Consider the following 19257-nt stretch of genomic DNA (forward strand, 5'->3'; position numbering starts at 1 on the left):
GATAACTCGCCTTCAAAACTGAGGATATTCGCCTCTGTGGGTAACTGACCCTTTCATCCACAGGTTTAAATCGCTTATCCATAGACCTCCTGACCACATGACCACAAGGTTTTGAACCTCTGTACACACCGTAAAACAAGGCCTGTAGAACCTTATCCACAGAAATGGCGCCCTCTAAACATAAACATAAAAACAAAGCTTTAATAAATTTTTCTCTTTTAATTTCTATTGCACGCCATTCATCCACCGCTGGTTAAATTTTGTGCAAAAGGTTCCTTTAGGGGGGCTGAAGTCCCTATACTTGCCAGCTATCCCAATTACCCATCGAAAACAGGCACGAGGTGCGTGGTGGATTTCCCTTCCCGTTTTGAAGTGATCGTCATCGGCGGCGGCCATGCCGGAACCGAGGCTGCACTTGCGTCGGCACGCATGGGTGCCAAAACCCTGCTGCTAACTCATAACGTGGAAACCCTCGGTCATATGAGTTGCAACCCGGCCATCGGCGGCATCGGCAAAAGCCATCTGGTCAAGGAAATCGATGCCCTCGGCGGCGCGATGGCCACCGCTACCGACCTGGGCGGCATCCAGTTTCGTGTGTTGAACAACCGCAAAGGCCCAGCCGTGCGCGCTACGCGAGCACAGGCAGACCGCGCCTTGTACAAGGCAGCCGTGCGCGAAATCCTGGAAAACCAACCGAACCTGTGGATATTTCAGCAATCCTGCGATGACCTGATCGTCGAGCAGGATCAGGTCCGCGGTGTGGTCACGCAGATGGGCCTGCGGTTTTTTGCCGACTCGGTCGTCCTGACCACTGGCACCTTCCTCGGTGGACTTATCCACATCGGTTTGCAGAATTATTCCGGCGGCCGCGCGGGCGATCCGCCTTCGATCGCATTGGCCAAGCGCCTGCGTGAGCTGCCCCTGCGTGTTGGTCGCTTGAAAACCGGCACTCCACCGCGCATTGACGGTCGGTCTGTGGACTTCTCGGTCATGACCGAGCAACCCGGCGATACCCCGATCCCGGTGATGTCGTTCATGGGCAACAAGGAGCAGCATCCGCGTCAGGTCAGTTGCTGGATTACCCACACCAATGCCCGTACTCACGAGATCATCGCCTCGAACCTCGACCGTTCGCCGATGTACTCCGGGGTCATCGAAGGCATTGGCCCGCGCTACTGCCCATCGATCGAAGACAAGATCCACCGCTTCGCCGACAAGGAAAGCCATCAGGTCTTCATCGAGCCTGAAGGCCTGACCACTCACGAGATCTATCCAAACGGCATTTCCACCTCCTTGCCTTTCGATGTGCAGCTGGACATCGTGCGGTCCATCCGTGGCATGGAAAACGCTCACATCGTTCGGCCGGGTTACGCCATCGAGTACGACTACTTCGATCCGCGGGACCTCAAGTACAGCCTGGAAACCAAAGTGATCGCGGGCCTGTTCTTCGCCGGCCAGATCAACGGCACCACCGGCTACGAAGAAGCCGGCGCCCAGGGGCTGCTGGCCGGAACCAACGCCGCCTTGCGTGCCCAGGGCCGAGACAGCTGGTGCCCGCGTCGGGACGAGGCCTACATCGGTGTGCTGGTTGACGACCTGATCACCCTCGGCACCCAAGAGCCGTACCGGATGTTTACCTCCCGTGCCGAATACCGCCTGATCTTGCGTGAAGACAACGCTGACCTGCGCTTGACCGAAAAAGGTCGCGAGCTGGGCTTGATCGATGACCAGCGTTGGGCTGCTTTCTGTGCCAAGCGTGAAGGTATCGAGCTGGAAGAGCAGCGCCTGAAAAGTACCTGGGTTCGCCCCAATACCGAGCAAGGCAACGCCATCGCCGACAAATTCGGCACGCCGTTGACCCACGAATACAATTTGCTGAACCTGTTGAGCCGTCCGGAAATCGACTACGCTGGCCTGGTTGAAGTGACCGGTGGCGGTAGCCTCGATCCGCAAGTAGCCGAGCAGGTTGAGATCAAGACCAAATACGCGGGTTATATCGACCGCCAGCAGGATGAGATCGCCCGTTTGCGCGCCAGCGAAAACACGCGTCTGCCTGTGGATATCGACTACAACGGCATCTGCGGGTTATCCAAGGAGATTCAGGGCAAGCTTGGCCAGACCCGTCCGGAAACCCTCGGCCAGGCGTCGCGTATCCCGGGTGTGACCCCGGCCGCCATTTCCCTGTTGCTGATTCATTTGAAAAAACGCGGCGCCGGCCGCGAGTTGGAGCAAAGCGCTTGAGTTCCATGGTTACCCCGCAGCACAGCGAAGAGTTGTCCACAGGCGCACGGGCATTGGGCATCGAGCTCACTGTGCACCAGCATGATCAACTGCTGGCTTATCTGGCCCTGTTGATCAAGTGGAACAAGGCCTACAACCTGACCGCTGTGCGCAATCCGGATGAAATGGTGTCGCGTCACCTGCTCGATAGCCTGAGCATCCTGCCCTACATCGGCGATAGCCCAAGGTGGCTGGACGTGGGCAGTGGAGGAGGAATGCCCGGCATCCCGCTGGCGATCATGTTTCCCGAGAAACAGATCACCACGCTGGACAGCAATGGCAAGAAAACGCGCTTCCAGACCCAGGTAAAACTGGAGCTTGGGCTTAACAACCTGCAGGTTATCCACAGTCGGGTGGAAGCCTTTCAGCCGCCGCAGCCGTTCACCGGGATTGTTTCCCGTGCATTCAGCAGTCTTGAAGATTTCACCCACTGGACACGTCACCTTGGCGACGACCAGACACAATGGTTGGCGATGAAAGGTCTGCATCCGGCCGACGAACTGGTAGCATTGCCGGCAGACTTTCACCTCGATAGCGAACAGGCCTTGACCGTTCCGGGTTGCCAAGGCCAACGCCATCTGCTGATACTGCGCCGCACGGCATGATTGGGAACACAAGCAAGAATGGCTAAGGTATTCGCAATAGCGAACCAGAAAGGTGGCGTGGGTAAAACCACCACCTGTATCAACCTCGCGGCATCGCTGGTCGCTACCAAGCGACGCGTGCTGCTGATCGACCTCGATCCACAGGGCAACGCCACCATGGGCAGTGGTGTGGATAAGCATGCCCTGGAGCATTCGGTCTACGACCTGCTGATCGGCGAGTGCGACCTGGCTCAGGCCATGCACATTTCCGAGCATGGTGGTTACCAGTTGCTGCCGGCCAACCGCGACCTGACCGCTGCCGAAGTGGTCCTGCTGGAAATGCAGATGAAGGAAAGCCGGCTGCGCACCGCGCTGGCACCGATCCGGGAGAGCTACGACTACATCCTGATCGACTGCCCGCCGTCCCTGTCTATGCTGACGCTCAATGCGCTGGTTGCCTCCGATGGCGTGATCATTCCGATGCAATGTGAATACTTTGCACTCGAAGGTCTCAGCGACCTTGTGGATAACATCAAGCGCATTGCCGAGTTGCTGAACCCGCAACTGAAGATCGAAGGCCTGCTGCGGACCATGTACGACCCGCGCCTGAGTCTGATCAACGACGTCTCGGCGCAGCTCAAGGAACACTTCGGCGATCAGCTCTACGATACGGTGATCCCGCGCAATATCCGCCTGGCGGAGGCTCCAAGTTTCGGCATGCCGGCGCTGGCGTACGACAAACAGTCCCGCGGTGCCATCGCTTATCTGGCCCTGGCCGGCGAGATGGTTCGTCGCCAACGTCGTCAAACACGCACTGCTCAGCCAACTTAAGGAACCCACATGGCCGTCAAGAAACGAGGTCTGGGACGTGGCTTGGATGCACTGCTCAGTGGTCCGACCGTCAGCGCGCTCGAAGAGCAAGCCGTCAAGGTCGACCAGCGCGAACTGCAGCACCTGCCGCTGGACCTGATCCAGCGCGGCAAGTATCAGCCCCGCCGCGACATGGACCCACAGGCGCTCGAAGAGCTGGCCCAGTCCATTCGTATCCAGGGCGTGATGCAACCGATCGTGGTGCGACCGATCGGCAATGACCGCTATGAAATCATTGCCGGCGAGCGCCGCTGGCGCGCCAGCCAGCAGGCCGGCCTGGACACGATCCCGGCGATGGTGCGCGAAGTGCCCGATGAGGCCGCCATTGCCATGGCGCTGATCGAGAACATCCAGCGCGAAGACCTTAACCCTGTCGAAGAAGCGATGGCGCTGCAACGCCTGCAACAGGAGTTTCAGCTGACACAGCAACAGGTCGCCGACGCCGTGGGCAAATCCCGGGTGACGATCGCCAACTTGCTGCGCCTGATCTCATTGCCGGAAGTGATCAAGACCATGCTGTCGCATGGTGATCTGGAAATGGGCCATGCGCGTGCATTGCTCGGTTTGCCGGATGAACAACAGGTCGAGGGGGCGCGACATGTTGTCGCACGTGGTCTGACTGTTCGTCAGACCGAAGCACTGGTCCGCCAGTGGCTCAATGGCAAACCCGAACCTGTCGAACCGGTCAAGCCCGATCCGGACATTACCCGCCTTGAGCAGCGTCTGGCAGAGCGGCTGGGCTCTGCAGTACAGATCCGCCACGGCAACAAAGGCAAAGGCCAGTTAGTGATCCGTTACAACTCATTGGACGAATTACAGGGCGTGCTTGCCCACATCCGTTGAAACAATTCCTGTTGTAGCGTGTAGTCGGAAATAACTACCAACAGTTGAATAGGGGTTAATCCACCCCTATACTCTGCGCGCATTTTGTCGGCACAAATTATGCCAAATAACTGAAGTATGGCTGGCCGACTTTCGAGGAGCAGATGTGATGGAAACACGCACGCCAAACCGCCTGCCGTTCCATCGCTGGGCGGTTTTCCCGGTCCTGCTGGCTCAATGTGTCGTGTTTCTGTTGGCAGCCTTGGCGTTGTGGCAGTGGCGCGGGGCAGTCAGCGGTTACTCAGGCCTCTGCGGAGGGTTGATCGCCTGGCTCCCCAATGTGTATTTCGCCTATAAGGCGTTCCGGTTTACCGGAGCGCGGGCAGCTCAGGCCATCGTCCGGTCATTTTATGCCGGCGAGGCTGGCAAATTGATTCTGACGGCAGTGCTGTTCGCATTGACGTTTGCAGGTGTGAAGCCATTGGCGCCGTTAGCAGTATTCGGTGTCTTCTTGCTGACCCAACTGGTCAGCTGGTTCGCGCCCCTGCTGATGAAAACAAGACTTTCGAGACCTTAGGGCGTTTGAGGCAACCATGGCAGCAGAAACCGCTTCGGGCTATATCCAGCACCACTTGCAGAACTTGACTTTCGGTCAACTACCAGACGGCGGATGGGGTTTTGCCCATTCCGCAGCAGAAGCCAAAGCAATGGGCTTCTGGGCGTTCCACCTGGACACCCTGGGTTGGTCCGTTGCGCTGGGTCTGATTTTCGTACTCCTGTTCCGCATGGCGGCCAAGAAGGCGACTTCCGGCCAACCAGGCGCACTGCAGAACTTCGTTGAAGTGCTGGTCGAGTTCGTCGACGGCAGTGTCAAGGACACCTTCCACGGCCGCAGCCCGGTTATCGCGCCGCTGGCGCTGACCATCTTCGTCTGGGTCTTCATGATGAACGCCATCGACCTGATCCCGGTCGACTGGATTCCTCAGCTGGCCATCCTGATCTCCGGTGATCCACACATTCCGTTCCGTGCTGTGTCGACCACTGACGTGAACGCAACGCTGGCCATGGCCTTCTCGGTTTTCGCGCTGATCATTTTCTACAGCATCAAGGTCAAGGGCCTGGGTGGTTTCCTCGGTGAACTGACCCTGCATCCGTTTGGCAGCAAGAACATTTTCCTGCAGATCCTGCTGATCCCGGTGAACTTCGTGCTGGAGTTCGTCACCCTGATCGCCAAGCCAATTTCGCTGGCACTGCGTCTGTTCGGCAACATGTATGCCGGTGAGCTGGTGTTCATCCTGATCGCGGTGATGTTCGGCAGTGGCCTGCTCTGGCTCAGTGGCCTGGGTGTGGTGCTGCAATGGGCGTGGGCTGTGTTCCACATCCTGATCATCACCCTGCAAGCGTTCATCTTCATGGTGCTTACCATCGTCTACCTGTCGATGGCTCACGAAGATAACCATTAAGACCGCCTGGCGTGTCTGATGACCCTTCTGCAGGTTTCGGGGAGGGTCGAAAACGTCCGCAAGGGCAGCTGTACCAAACGATTTTGTTTTACCGCTTCAAACTAAAAAACCTAACCAATACGACGTAAAAGTCGGGAGGAAAGATGGAAACTGTAGTTGGTCTAACCGCTATCGCTGTTGCTCTGCTGATCGGCCTGGGTGCACTGGGTACCGCCATTGGTTTCGGCCTGCTGGGCGGCAAGTTCCTGGAAGGCGCTGCTCGCCAGCCAGAGATGGTTCCAATGCTGCAAGTTAAAATGTTCATCGTTGCCGGTCTGCTCGACGCCGTAACCATGATCGGTGTTGGTATCGCTCTGTTCTTCACCTTTGCGAACCCCTTCGTTGGTCAAATCGCTGGCTAATCACTCGTTACATCGAGTTGATTGGTGTGATGGACAAAGAACGAGCGAGGTGTTGGCGTGAACATTAATGCAACCCTGATTGGCCAGTCCGTTGCGTTCTTCATCTTTGTGCTGTTCTGCATGAAGTTCGTGTGGCCTCCGGTCATCGCGGCTTTGCACGAACGTCAGAAGAAGATCGCGGATGGACTGGACGCTGCCAGCCGAGCAGCTCGCGACCTGGAGTTGGCCCAAGATAAAGTGGGTCAACAACTGCGCGAAGCGAAGACTCAGGCAGCCGAAATCATTGAGCAAGCCAAGAAGCGCGGTGCTCAGATCGTCGAGGAAGCCCGTGAACAGGCCCGCGTCGAAGCTGACCGTGTGAAGGCTCTGGCTCAAGCCGAGATCGAACAGGAACTGAACGGCGTCAAAGACGCGCTGCGCGCCCAACTGGGTAGCCTGGCCGTAGGCGGTGCCGAGAAGATCCTTGGCGCCACAATCGATCAAAACGCGCATGCGGAGCTGGTTAACAAACTGGCCGCTGAAATTTAAGCGAGGGCGATCATGGCAGAACTGACCACGTTGGCCCGACCTTACGCTAAGGCTGCCTTCGAGCACGCCCAGGCCCATCAGCAACTGGCCAATTGGTCAGCCATGCTCGGCCTGGCTGCTGCGGTGTCGGAAGACGACACCATGCAGCGCCTGCTCAAGGCCCCGCGACTGACGAGCGCACAGAAGGCCACCACGTTCATTGACGTGTGTGGCGACAAGTTGAATGCCCAGGCACAGAATTTCATTCATGTCGCTGCGGAAAACGACCGACTCGGGCTTTTGCCGGAGATCTCGGCACTGTTCGACCTGTACAAGGCCGAACGGGAGAAATCCGTAGACGTGGACGTAACCAGTGCTTTTGCATTGAACAAAGAACAGCAAGACAAACTCGCCAAGGTTCTCAGTGCACGACTCAACCGGGAAGTGCGACTGCAGGCTACGGAAGACTCTACCCTCATTGGGGGTGTGATCATCCGTGCCGGCGACCTGGTAATCGATGGCTCGGTTCGCGGCAAACTCGCGAAACTGGCCGAAGCATTGAAATCTTGAGTTTGAAGGGGCAGCAGAGCAATGCAGCAACTCAATCCTTCCGAAATTAGTGAAATCATCAAGGGTCGCATCGAAAAACTCGACGTGACCTCCCAAGCCCGCAACGAAGGTACCGTCGTCAGCGTTTCTGACGGTATCGTGCGGATTCACGGTCTGGCCGACGTCATGTACGGCGAAATGATCGAGTTTCCAGGTGGCGTGTTCGGTATGGCCCTCAACCTGGAGCAAGACTCCGTTGGTGCGGTAGTACTGGGCGCATACGACACCCTCGCTGAAGGCATGAGCGCCAAGTGCACCGGCCGCATCCTGGAAGTTCCTGTTGGTAAGGAACTGCTGGGTCGCGTCGTTGACGCACTGGGTAACCCAATCGACGGCAAAGGCCCGCTGAACAACACCGAGACCGACGCGGTCGAGAAAGTTGCTCCGGGCGTGATCTGGCGTAAGTCGGTAGACCAGCCTGTACAGACTGGCTACAAATCCGTCGACGCCATGATCCCAGTCGGCCGTGGCCAGCGTGAGCTGATCATCGGTGACCGTCAGATCGGTAAAACCGCGATGGCGATCGACGCAATCATCAACCAGAAAGACAGCGGTATTTTCTGTGTTTATGTTGCTGTCGGCCAAAAGCGTTCGACCGTTGCCAACATCGTTCGCAAGCTGGAAGAAAACGGCGCCCTGGCCAACACCATCGTGGTTGTTGCCAGTGCTTCGGAATCCGCCGCACTGCAATTCCTGGCGCCATACGCCGGTTGCACCATGGGCGAGTTCTTCCGTGACCGCGGTGAAGACGCTCTGATCGTTTACGATGACCTGTCCAAGCAGGCCGTTGCCTACCGTCAGATCTCCCTGCTGCTGCGCCGTCCACCAGGACGTGAAGCGTACCCAGGTGACGTGTTCTATCTCCACTCCCGTCTGCTGGAGCGTGCATCGCGCGTTTCCGAAGAGTACGTCGAGAAGTTCACCAACGGTGCTGTAACTGGCAAGACCGGTTCCCTGACCGCACTGCCGATCATCGAAACCCAGGCTGGCGACGTTTCCGCGTTCGTTCCGACCAACGTGATTTCCATCACCGACGGTCAGATCTTCCTGGAATCGGCCATGTTCAACTCGGGCATCCGTCCTGCAGTTAACGCCGGTGTTTCGGTATCCCGTGTGGGTGGTGCCGCTCAGACCAAGATCATCAAGAAGCTCTCCGGTGGTATCCGTACCGCTCTGGCTCAGTACCGTGAACTGGCGGCATTCGCCCAGTTCGCTTCTGACCTGGACGAAGCCACCCGTAAGCAACTCGAGCACGGTCAACGTGTTACCGAGCTGATGAAGCAGAAGCAATACGCTCCAATGTCCATCGCGGACATGGCGCTGTCGCTGTATGCCGCTGAGCGTGGGTTCTTGACCGACGTTGAAATCGCCAAGATCGGCAGCTTCGAACAAGCGCTGATTGCTTACTTCAACCGTGATCACGCCGCGCTGATGGCGAAGATCAACGTGAAGGGTGACTTCAACGACGAAATCGATTCTGGCATCAAAGCCGGTATCGAGAAGTTCAAGGCCACCCAAACCTGGTAAGCCGCAGCGGGGGCTTTGCAGCCCCCGCTTGCTAACCTGATAGGTGTTACATGGCAGGCGCAAAAGAGATTCGCAGTAAGATTGCGAGCATCAAAAGCACGCAAAAAATTACCAGCGCCATGGAAAAAGTGGCGGTGAGCAAGATGCGCAAGGCTCAAATGCGCATGGCTGCTAGCCGTCCTTATGCGGAGCGTATCCGCCAGGTGATTGGTCATCTGGCCAACGCCAACCCGGAATACCGCCACCCCTTCATGATCGAACGCGAAGTCAAACGCGTCGGTTATGTGGTTGTGAGCAGTGACCGTGGTCTGTGCGGTGGCTTGAACACCAACCTGTTCAAGGCCCTGGTCAAGGACATGGCGGTTAACCGCGAGCAAGGTATCGAAATCGATCTTTGCGTGGTTGGCAGCAAGGGCGCAGCGTTTTTCCGCAGCTTCGGCGGTAACGTTGTTGCAGCAATCAGCCACCTGGGCGAAGAGCCGTCGATCAATGATCTGATCGGCAGCGTCAAGGTCATGCTGGATGCTTACCTGGATGGTCGTATCGATCGTCTGTCCGTGGTATCGAACAAGTTCATCAATACCATGACGCAAGCCCCAACGGTCGAGCAGTTGATTCCGTTGGTTGCAACCCCGGATCAAGAACTCAAGCACCACTGGGACTACCTCTACGAACCTGACGCCAAAGAGCTGCTGGACGGCCTGATGGTGCGTTACGTGGAGTCGCAGGTCTACCAGGCGGTGGTCGAGAACAACGCGGCTGAACAAGCTGCGCGGATGATCGCAATGAAGAACGCCACCGATAACGCCGGTGATCTGATCAGCGAATTGCAGCTGATCTACAACAAGGCGCGTCAGGCTGCGATCACCCAAGAGATCTCGGAAATCGTCGGCGGCGCTGCCGCGGTTTAACGGTTCAAATATTCAGAGGATCCAGCTATGAGTAGCGGACGTATCGTTCAAATCATCGGCGCCGTCATCGACGTGGAATTTCCACGTGACAGCGTACCGAGTGTCTATAGCGCGCTGAAAGTACAAGGCGCGGAAACTACTCTGGAAGTTCAGCAGCAGCTGGGCGACGGCGTAGTTCGTACCATTGCGATGGGTTCGACCGAAGGCTTGAAGCGCGGTCTGGACGTTGTCGACACCAACGCAGCCATCTCCGTACCGGTCGGTAAAGCGACCCTGGGCCGGATCATGGACGTGCTGGGTAACCCGATCGACGAAGCTGGTCCGATCGACACCGAAGAGCGCTGGGGCATTCACCGTCCTGCGCCTTCGTTCGCTGACCAGGCAGGCGGCAACGACCTGCTGGAAACCGGCATCAAGGTTATCGACCTGGTTTGCCCGTTTGCCAAGGGCGGTAAGGTAGGTCTGTTCGGTGGTGCCGGTGTAGGCAAAACCGTAAACATGATGGAACTGATCCGTAACATCGCCATCGAGCACAGCGGTTATTCCGTGTTCGCCGGTGTGGGTGAGCGTACTCGTGAGGGTAACGACTTCTACCACGAGATGAAGGATTCCAACGTACTGGACAAGGTTGCTCTGGTATACGGCCAAATGAACGAGCCACCAGGAAACCGTCTGCGCGTAGCGCTGACCGGCCTGACCATGGCTGAGAAGTTCCGTGACGAAGGTAACGACGTTCTGCTGTTCGTCGACAACATCTATCGTTACACCCTGGCCGGTACTGAAGTATCCGCACTGCTGGGCCGTATGCCTTCGGCAGTAGGTTACCAGCCGACCCTGGCTGAAGAGATGGGCGTTCTGCAAGAGCGTATCACTTCGACCAAGGAAGGTTCGATCACCTCGATCCAGGCGGTATACGTACCTGCGGACGACCTGACCGACCCGTCGCCAGCAACCACCTTCGCCCACTTGGACGCCACCGTCGTACTGTCCCGTGACATCGCTTCCCTGGGTATCTACCCAGCGGTCGATCCACTGGACTCGACTTCGCGCCAGCTGGACCCGAACGTGATCGGCAACGAGCACTACGAAACCGCTCGCGGTGTTCAGTACGTGCTGCAGCGCTACAAAGAGCTGAAGGACATCATTGCGATCCTGGGTATGGACGAACTGTCCGAAACCGACAAGCAACTGGTATCCCGCGCTCGTAAGATCCAGCGCTTCCTGTCCCAGCCGTTCTTCGTGGCTGAAGTCTTCACTGGTTCCCCAGGCAAATACGTTTCCCTGAAAGACACCATTGCTGGCTTCAGCGGCATCCTCAAAGGTGACTACGACCACTTGCCAGAACAAGCGTTCTACATGGTCGGCGGCATCGAAGAAGCGGTCGAGAAAGCCAAGAAACTGTAATCCCGGCGCCCCGAAAGGGGCGCTAATCAGGTTGAGGCAAGCAGATGGCTATGACAGTCCATTGCGATATCGTCAGCGCGGAAGGAGAAATTTTCTCCGGTCTGGTCGAGATGGTGGTTGCGCACGGTAACCTGGGTGATCTTGGTATCGCTCCAGGCCACGCGCCGCTGATCACTAATCTGAAGCCAGGTCCGATCACGCTGACCAAGCAGGGTGGCGCCCAAGAGGTGTTCTACATCTCTGGTGGTTTCCTCGAGGTCCAGCCGAACATGGTCAAGGTGCTTGCCGATACTGTGCAACGTGCTGCCGACCTGGACGAAGCGCAGGCTCAGGAAGCCCTCAAGGCTGCCGAGAACGCCCTGAATCTGAAAGGCGCGGATTTCGACTACGGCGCCGCCGCCGCACGTCTGGCCGAAGCCGCAGCCCAGCTGCGTACCGTCCAGCAGTTGCGCAAAGGCAGGTAATCTGGCGTTCTAGCCGATTACTTCTGTGGCAATTGAGTTAAAGGGTAGCCTCGGCTACCCTTTTTCTTTTTCTGCATTTCATCTTTTGGTCGCAGCCGCTGACCACCCAGGATTGGTAGCCAGTTCATGTCACTTGATATCGTTATTCTAGCCGCAGGCCAAGGCACCCGTATGCGCTCGGCACTTCCCAAAGTGCTGCACCCGGTCGCCGGCAATTCCATGCTTGGGCATGTTATCCACACGGCACGACAGTTACAGCCACAAGGGATCCACGTGGTCATCGGCCATGGCGCCGATGCAGTTCGGGAACGATTGAATGCTGACGATCTGAATTTCGTGATGCAGACAGAACAATTGGGCACCGGCCATGCCGTGGCCCAGGCACTGCCTGCGCTGAGCGCTGAAACCGTATTGATTCTGTACGGCGACGTGCCGTTGATCGAAGTCGAGACCCTGCAGCGTTTGCTCACACAAGCAAGCGCCGAGCAGTTGGGCTTGTTGACGGTCAACCTGGCGGACCCTACCGGCTACGGTCGTATCGTCCGTGACGCTGTCGGCACGGTGTGCGAGATCGTGGAACACAAGGATGCCACCGCGGCACAAAAGGCTATTCGCGAAGGCAACACCGGTATTCTGGCAGTACCTGGCAAACGCCTGGCCGATTGGTTGGGCCGCCTGTCCAACAAGAATGCCCAAGGTGAATATTACCTGACCGACGTGATCGCCATGGCCGTTGCTGACGGTCTGGTAGTGGCCACCGAACAACCGCACGATCCGATGGAAGTGCAGGGCGCCAACGACCGCAAGCAGCTCGCCGAACTCGAGCGCCATTATCAGCAGCGCGAAGCTCGCCGGCTGATGAGCCTGGGCGTTACCCTGCGTGACCCGGCGCGTTTTGACGTTCGCGGCGAGGTAACGGTGGGGCGTGATGTGTTGATCGATATCAACGTGATCCTCGAGGGGCGAGTGGAGATCGAAGACAACGTCGTCATCGGCCCGAACTGCGTCATCAAGGACAGCATCCTGCGCAAGGGTGTGGTGATCAAGGCCAACAGCCACATCGAAGGCGCGGTACTGGGTGAGGGCAGCGATGCCGGCCCGTTCGCTCGTCTGCGTCCGGGCACCGTGCTGGAAGCCCGCGCCCATGTGGGTAACTTTGTGGAGCTCAAGAATGCTCACATGGGTGAAGGCGCCAAGGCTGGTCACCTGACCTACCTGGGCGATGCCGAAATCGGTGCGCGCACCAATATCGGCGCCGGTACCATCACCTGTAATTATGATGGCGCCAACAAGTTCAAGACTGTATTGGGCGAAGACGTCTTCATAGGCTCCAACAACTCGCTGGTTGCGCCTGTGGATATCTTGAGCGGTGCCACCACCGCTGCCGGTTCGACCATTACTCAAGAAGTTCCGGCTGGCCAGCTGGGTATCGCCCGGGCGCGTCAACGCAACATCGAAGGCTGGAAGCGGCCAGAGAAAATCAAGAAGAGCTGATGGTTATCCACAGCTGATTAAAAAAACCGACCTGAAGAGTCGGTTTTTTTATGGCTGCAGATTTATCCACAGATCGTTTTTCTTTGCGCCGTACTTGACGATGGTGCGTCTTTAGGTTTTGATTGCCTTCGATATCTTTCGAAACGAAACTTAAGATCAAAATGTCGAAACGGAATACTCCCCAAAGGCGCCACAATATCCTTGCCCTGCTCAATGAGCAGGGCGAAGTCAGTGTGGATGAATTGGCCAAGCGTTTCGAAACCTCGGAAGTGACCATCCGCAAGGACCTGGCTGCGTTGGAAGCCAACGGCCTGTTGTTGCGCCGCTATGGCGGTGCCGTGACCGTTCCACAAGAGTTGATCAGTGAAGGTGCGCAACCGGTCTCTCGCTACAAGCAGGCCATCGCCCGCGCCGCCGTATCCCGTATCCGCGAACACGCACGAATCATTATCGACAGCGGCAGCACCACGGCGGCCATGATCCCGCAGTTGGGTCAGCAGCCTGGTCTGGTGGTCATGACCAACTCCCTTCACGTCGCCCGCGCCTTGAGCGAACTGGAGCACGAGCCGGTGCTGTTGATGACGGGCGGCACCTGGGATCCGCATTCGGAATCCTTCCAGGGCCAGGTGGCAGAGCAGGTGCTTCGGTCCTACGATTTCGATCAGCTGTTTATCGGTGCCGACGGGATTGACCTGGTCCGCGGCACGACCACTTTCAATGAGTTGCTGGGGCTGAGCCGAGTCATGGCTGACGTCGCCCGAGAAGTGATCGTGATGGTCGAGTCGGACAAGGTGGGTCGCAAGATTCCCAATCTGGAACTGCCCTGGAGCAGTATCAACACTTTGATTACGGATGATCGCCTGGCGCCTGAAGCCCGCGATCAAATCGAACAACGCGGCATCACCCTGATTTGCGCCGCAATCAGTTAGGAGAAGAGTATGTGTGGGATTGTCGGCGCCGTTGCTGAGCGCAATATCACCGCCATTTTGATCGAAGGCCTCAAGCGTCTTGAGTACCGCGGTTACGACAGCGCAGGCCTGGCCATTTATACACAGGCCGGCACCCTGGAACGCCGTCGGCGTATCGGCAAAGTCAGCGAACTGGAAGCGGCCGTAGCGGCCGAGCCTATCGCGGGCCTTCTGGGTATCGCCCACACCCGCTGGGCCACCCACGGCGCGCCAAGCGAGCCCAATGCGCACCCGCATTTCTCCGGCCAAGAGTTGGCGGTCGTTCACAACGGCATCATCGAAAACCACGAAGCGCTGCGTGAGATGCTGGCAGGCCTGGGTTATGTGTTCTCGTCCGAGACCGATACCGAGGTGATCGTTCACCTGCTGCATCACACCCTCAAGACGCTCCCTGACCTGGCCGATGCCTTGAAAGCCGCGGTCAAGCAACTGCACGGCGCCTATGGCCTGGCGGTGATCAGCCAGCACCAGCCTGATCGTCTTTTGGCTGCCCGCAGCGGCAGCCCATTAGTGATCGGCCTGGGCCTTGGGGAAAACTTCCTGGCGTCCGACCAACTGGCACTTCGTCAGGTCACCGACCGCTTCATGTATCTGGAAGAGGGCGATATTGCCGAGATTCGCCGTGACCAGGTGAGCATCTGGGACGCCCAGGGCAAGTCGGTGGTGCGTGAAACGGTGCAGTACCACGAAGGTGCGGAAGCTGCGGACAAGGGCGAGTACCGCCACTTTATGCTCAAGGAAATCCATGAGCAGCCCACGGTGGTCCAGCGCACCCTGGAGGGCCGTCTCGGCCAGCAGCAGGTTCTGGTTCAAGCGTTCGGCCCTCAGGCGGCTGAACTGTTCGCCAAAGTGCGCAATATCCAGATCGTCGCCTGTGGCACCAGCTATCACGCCGGCATGGTTGCCCGTTACTGGCTTGAAGGACTGGCCGGTATTCCGTGCCAGGTCGAAGTGGCGAGCGAGTTCCGCTACCGCAAGGTGGTGGTTCAGCCCGATACGCTGTTTGTGTCCATCTCCCAATCCGGCGAAACCGCTGACACCCTGGCTGCACTGCGCAACGCCAAGGAGTTGGGCTTCCTCGCCAGCCTTGCGATCTGTAACGTCAGCATCAGCTCGCTGGTGCGCGAGTCCGATCTGACTCTACTGACCCAGGCCGGTCCGGAAATTGGCGTGGCGTCGACCAAGGCCTTTACCACCCAGTTGGTTGCCTTGATGTTGCTGACCCTGAGCCTGGGCCAAGTGCGCCAAACCTTGGCGCCAGGCCTTGAAGCCGAACTTGTTGAAGAGCTGCGCCGGCTGCCGACGCGTCTGGGCGAAGCGCTGTCGATGGACACAACGGTCGAGAAAATCGCCGAACTGTTCGCCGACAAGCACCATACGCTGTTCCTTGGCCGTGGTGCTCAGTTCCCGGTCGCCATGGAAGGTGCGCTCAAGCTCAAGGAAATTTCCTACATTCACGCCGAAGCTTACCCAGCCGGCGAGTTGAAGCACGGCCCGTTGGCGCTGGTCGACAACGACATGCCAGTGGTCACCGTGGCACCGAACAACGAGCTGTTGGAGAAATTGAAATCCAACTTGCAGGAAGTTCGCGCCCGCGGTGGCCAGTTGGTGGTATTTGCCGAAGAGAAAGCCGGCCTGAGCAACGGTGAAGGTACATACGTGGTGGCCATGCCGCACATCATCGATGAGCTGGCGCCGATCCTCTACACGATCCCGTTGCAACTGCTGTCGTACTACGTGGCGGTGCTCAAGGGCACGGATGTGGACCAACCGCGTAACCTGGCCAAATCGGTCACCGTGGAATAAATTTTCTCGACTGCCGCAAGACTGGTTTTTGACAATAAAAACTGTCGCAGCAGGGAGGCCCCGCCAGGTCTCCCTGCCTCCTACCAGCGCCAGGTTCCCTGTTCCCTGTCACCAAGCCCGGTGACCCTGCCTCCATATCAAGAAATGCTTTTGCGAATTCAAAGCGATGAGTCCCTGCGCTCGTACGTCGATCGCGATCGACGCATGGACTTTGCAGGTATCTCCGCGAAGCGAGTCAGTCCCATGGACCAGAGACGCCTCCACTAGTCTAGGCTGAACGAACCATCTCTGCACCGCCTACGGGCGGTGCATCTATCGATAGGAGAAAGCCCATGTTCCCGATCCCTCTCAACCCGCGTGGGGCCATGGCCGCTCTGGCCCTGAGCTGCAGTGTCGCCGCACAGGCCGACATGACTTTCTTCGTCACCAGCGTCGGCTTGGGCAAGGGTGCCGATCTGGGAGGTCTGGCCGGTGCCGACCAGCATTGCCAGACGCTGGCCAGCGCCGCAGGGGCGAGTCAGCACGACTGGCGCGCCTACCTCAGCACCAGCGCCACCGGCAGCGAAGCCGCGGTCAACGCTCGCGACCGTATTGGCAAGGGGCCCTGGCAGAACGCCAAGGGCGTGGTCATCGCCAGCGACATCGCGCAGCTGCACAGCGACAGCAACAACCTGAACAAAGACACCGCGTTGGACGAGCATGGCCGCCAGGTGAAGGGGCGTGGTGACACGCCCAACACGCACGATATCCTCACCGGCTCGCAGGCCGATGGAAAAGCATTCGCCGGTAGCAATGACCGTACCTGCGGCAACTGGACGCAAAGCAGCGAAGGCGCGGCGATGGTCGGCCATCATGATCGCAAGGGGCTCAGCGACGATGCGCCGGCGCGCTCATGGAACGCCTCGCACCCCTCGCGCGGCTGCAACAGTGAAGCTTTGGCGGCCTCGGGCGGTGCGGGATTACTGTATTGCTTTGCTGCTGATTAAGAGGCCGATTTATCGGCAGCGGCAATTTGATTCAAACGCTGCAGGCCGCATCACTAATAGACGAGTACAACGTGTGGACTTTTCCAGTGGTGCTTAAGCGGGGCAAGCGCCTCTTTGGCGAGACTGCCAAGCCATTCGCGCTGCGACTCGTTCGCTCTCAGGTTTCGACCACTGGCGTTGTGATGAGTACCTATGTACCAGGTGGCGATATCCGGCCCGGTTCGTTCGCGAGTGCCGAGCCGAGTGAGAAGGAGTTGGCGCGACGCAAAAGGATGGAAAATGAGATGCAGTGATGTGAAGAGGACATCAGCGCGCGGCTGAACAAGGTGCTGCATCGTGCACAACTCTCCATTCCCGCTTGCCCTGCATTCGAAAGCGGAATTTCAGACACTCATTAACTCATGGCATCGCTGACACTGGAGCCCGCTGGATAGGTATGCGAGCTTGATACCGCGACTGGAACCACGTCGATGACGCAGGTGTGGTAAGCACTGAGGCCTTCACGATGACCAATGCTGACTACGGTGATTTCGGTGGCCTCCAGCGCCTTGTAAAGACGTCGCTCCGCCACTTCGTCCAGGCCTGAAGTGGCCTCGTCGAGGAACAACAAGGGTGGTTGAATCAACAAGGCCCTGGCCATGGCCAGGCGCTGTTGTTCACCGGGGCTCAGGCGCCGGCTCCAGTCATCGGTGCTGTGCAACGGCAGATGCTGCAACTCTGCCAGATTGAGCACTTCTACCAGACGTGCTTCGTCAACGTCGCAAGTGCACCCCTCGCCAGTTTGATGCAAGAGTTCATACAGCGAACCGCTGGGTAGATATGGCCTTTGCGGAAGGATGAGCAAGCCTGCACGGTCCAGTTCGGCGTAGCCCTGATGCCGAGGCCACAAACCTGCCAAGGAGCGGAGCAGAGTGGTCTTGCCCACGCCCGAGGGGCCGCGCAGCAACAGCCGTTCGCCGGGTGCCAGGGTCAGCGACAGCGGTTCGAACAACGGTAAGCCTTGCTCGTTCAACGGAGCAAAGTCGTGCAGTCGCAGACCAGCAGTCCGGCCGGTGACGGGGTCCACAGGGGCGGGCAGTGCGTCGAGTTCGCGCCAGAAACTGCACAGCCGAGTCTTGGTCGCACGCCATTCGGCGATTTGCGGGTAGCTGCGAATCAGAAACGACAGAGAGGCCTGTATTTCGCCGAATGCCGAAGCGATCTGAGTCAGTTGACCCAATTGAATTTCCCGCGAGAAGAAGCGGGGCGATACCAGCAGCAGCGGCAAGGTAAAGGCGAATCGCTCATACGCTGCATTAATACCCAGCAGGTGTTTTTTCGAGCGAACCAGTTTGGCGTAGTTGGTCAGCAACAGTCCCAGTTGTCCGAGTAACTGCTTGCTTTCCAAACCCTGACCACGGGAAAGGGCGACGTTTTCGGCGTCTTCACGCAAGCGTGTCAGGCCGAAGCGAAAATCCGCTTCACGGCGTTGTTGCAGGAAATTGAGCCCGATCAGTGGTTTGCCGATCCAGTGCGCGATGCCGCTGCCGATCACGGCGTAGATCAAAGCCAGCCACAACATGTAGCCAGGGATGGCGACGGCATGCCCGGCGACTTCAAACTCCAGCGTGCCGGAAATGCGCCACATGATCATGCTGAACAGAACGACCAGAATGATCGCCTGAAGCAGGTTCAGGCCCAGCTCCAGGGTCTGCTCGACGAAGATTTTGCAGTCCTCGGCAATGCGCTGGTCGGGGTTGTCGTAGGTTACGCTGTGAAAGCGGCTACGGTAGTAACGCTGGCTGTCGAGCCACTTGGCGAGAAAGGCTTGGGTGAGTTTTTCTCGCCAGTTGATCAACAAGCGCTGCTGCACCTGGAACTTGGCCATGGTGCAGGCGATGAAGGCAACGTCGAGCACCAGTAACTCCACGAAATGATAGCCGAACGCGGCGGCATCCAGGTTTTGCAACGAGTTGTAAAAGCCCAGGCTCCACTCGTTCCAGCGCACTTGAATCGCAATGATCCCCGCCACCGCGAGCATGGCCAAGGCAAGGGTCAGCCACGCGCGGCGACGGCCTTGGGCCGACCAGTAAGGCGTGGCCAGCAATTTCATATCCTGGATAAACATCAGAGCGTCCTGCCTGGCAAGCTGGGGTATTGACCCGTTGCGATGAACCTGGGG

Annotated in this window: 19 protein-coding genes; 18 read left to right on the plus strand and 1 reads right to left on the minus strand. The window is 58.1% G+C overall.

What is annotated here, in order from left to right:
• The first annotated feature begins 348 nt into the window (after positions 1-348).
• The 18 genes from mnmG (at position 349) to GUY40_RS28855 (ending at position 17389) form a co-directional block, all read left to right on the plus strand.
• Positions 349-2241, plus strand: a complete 1893-nt coding sequence (gene mnmG / locus GUY40_RS19205; protein WP_166570484.1) for a tRNA uridine-5-carboxymethylaminomethyl(34) synthesis enzyme MnmG — start codon at positions 349-351, stop codon at positions 2239-2241.
• Entirely contained in the window at positions 2238-2885 is a 648-nt protein-coding gene (rsmG, locus tag GUY40_RS19210; RefSeq protein WP_166570485.1) for a 16S rRNA (guanine(527)-N(7))-methyltransferase RsmG, read from the plus strand. Before mnmG ends, rsmG begins: the two co-directional genes overlap by 4 nt.
• Before the next feature lie 18 nt (positions 2886-2903).
• Positions 2904-3695, plus strand: coding sequence for a ParA family protein (locus GUY40_RS19215; RefSeq protein WP_166570486.1), 792 nt, complete (start codon positions 2904-2906; stop codon positions 3693-3695).
• 9 nt (positions 3696-3704) lie between these two features.
• The gene (locus GUY40_RS19220; protein ID WP_166570487.1) at positions 3705-4577 is read left to right on the plus strand and encodes a ParB/RepB/Spo0J family partition protein; all 873 of its coding nucleotides are present in this window, start codon (positions 3705-3707) and stop codon (positions 4575-4577) included.
• A 148-nt stretch (positions 4578-4725) separates the two neighbouring features.
• Positions 4726-5133 carry a F0F1 ATP synthase subunit I gene (locus GUY40_RS19225; RefSeq protein ID WP_166570488.1) on the plus strand — a complete coding sequence of 136 codons (408 nt, stop codon included), beginning with the start codon at positions 4726-4728 and terminating at the stop codon, positions 5131-5133.
• A 16-nt stretch (positions 5134-5149) separates the two neighbouring features.
• On the plus strand, positions 5150-6019 hold the full coding sequence (gene atpB, locus GUY40_RS19230; RefSeq protein WP_166570489.1) for a F0F1 ATP synthase subunit A: 870 nt from the start codon (positions 5150-5152) through the stop codon (positions 6017-6019).
• 143 nt (positions 6020-6162) lie between these two features.
• Positions 6163-6420: a F0F1 ATP synthase subunit C gene (gene atpE, locus GUY40_RS19235; protein ID WP_003097235.1), complete on the plus strand. Its 258-nt coding sequence runs from the start codon at positions 6163-6165 to the stop codon at positions 6418-6420.
• Positions 6421-6477: 57 nt separating this feature from the next.
• Positions 6478-6948, plus strand: a complete 471-nt coding sequence (locus tag GUY40_RS19240) for a F0F1 ATP synthase subunit B (RefSeq protein ID WP_166570490.1) — start codon at positions 6478-6480, stop codon at positions 6946-6948.
• A gap of 12 nt (positions 6949-6960) precedes the next feature.
• The gene (locus GUY40_RS19245; RefSeq protein ID WP_166570491.1) at positions 6961-7497 is read left to right on the plus strand and encodes a F0F1 ATP synthase subunit delta; all 537 of its coding nucleotides are present in this window, start codon (positions 6961-6963) and stop codon (positions 7495-7497) included.
• A 21-nt stretch (positions 7498-7518) separates the two neighbouring features.
• Complete coding sequence (gene atpA / locus GUY40_RS19250; RefSeq protein WP_166570492.1) at positions 7519-9063, plus strand: F0F1 ATP synthase subunit alpha; 1545 nt, start codon at positions 7519-7521, stop codon at positions 9061-9063.
• A gap of 50 nt (positions 9064-9113) precedes the next feature.
• Positions 9114-9974: a F0F1 ATP synthase subunit gamma gene (atpG, locus tag GUY40_RS19255; RefSeq protein WP_166570493.1), complete on the plus strand. Its 861-nt coding sequence runs from the start codon at positions 9114-9116 to the stop codon at positions 9972-9974.
• 27 nt (positions 9975-10001) lie between these two features.
• A complete protein-coding gene (atpD, locus tag GUY40_RS19260; protein WP_166570494.1) occupies positions 10002-11378 on the plus strand; it encodes a F0F1 ATP synthase subunit beta in 1377 nt (458 codons plus the stop codon).
• Positions 11379-11422: 44 nt separating this feature from the next.
• Complete coding sequence (locus tag GUY40_RS19265; RefSeq protein ID WP_166570495.1) at positions 11423-11842, plus strand: F0F1 ATP synthase subunit epsilon; 420 nt, start codon at positions 11423-11425, stop codon at positions 11840-11842.
• Positions 11843-11968: 126 nt separating this feature from the next.
• Positions 11969-13336 (plus strand): bifunctional UDP-N-acetylglucosamine diphosphorylase/glucosamine-1-phosphate N-acetyltransferase GlmU, encoded by a 1368-nt coding sequence (gene glmU / locus GUY40_RS19270; protein WP_166570496.1) that lies wholly within the window; start codon positions 11969-11971, stop codon positions 13334-13336.
• A gap of 161 nt (positions 13337-13497) precedes the next feature.
• A complete protein-coding gene (locus GUY40_RS19275) occupies positions 13498-14265 on the plus strand; it encodes a DeoR/GlpR family DNA-binding transcription regulator (protein WP_166570497.1) in 768 nt (255 codons plus the stop codon).
• Positions 14266-14274: 9 nt separating this feature from the next.
• Positions 14275-16110, plus strand: a complete 1836-nt coding sequence (gene glmS / locus GUY40_RS19280; RefSeq protein ID WP_166570498.1) for a glutamine--fructose-6-phosphate transaminase (isomerizing) — start codon at positions 14275-14277, stop codon at positions 16108-16110.
• Positions 16111-16442: 332 nt separating this feature from the next.
• A complete protein-coding gene (locus tag GUY40_RS19285) occupies positions 16443-17096 on the plus strand; it encodes a hypothetical protein (protein WP_166570499.1) in 654 nt (217 codons plus the stop codon).
• Between the two features lie 26 nt (positions 17097-17122).
• A complete protein-coding gene (locus tag GUY40_RS28855; protein ID WP_218585461.1) occupies positions 17123-17389 on the plus strand; it encodes a hypothetical protein in 267 nt (88 codons plus the stop codon).
• Positions 17390-17490: 101 nt separating this feature from the next.
• On the opposite strand, the gene GUY40_RS19295 is transcribed toward GUY40_RS28855, so the two are convergent.
• Positions 17491-19203, minus strand: coding sequence for an ABC transporter ATP-binding protein/permease (locus GUY40_RS19295; RefSeq protein ID WP_166570500.1), 1713 nt, complete (start codon positions 19201-19203; stop codon positions 17491-17493).
• Positions 19204-19257 lie beyond the last annotated feature (54 nt).

Source organism: Pseudomonas sp. R5(2019) (assembly GCF_009905435.1).
Taxonomy (GTDB): domain Bacteria; phylum Pseudomonadota; class Gammaproteobacteria; order Pseudomonadales; family Pseudomonadaceae; genus Aquipseudomonas.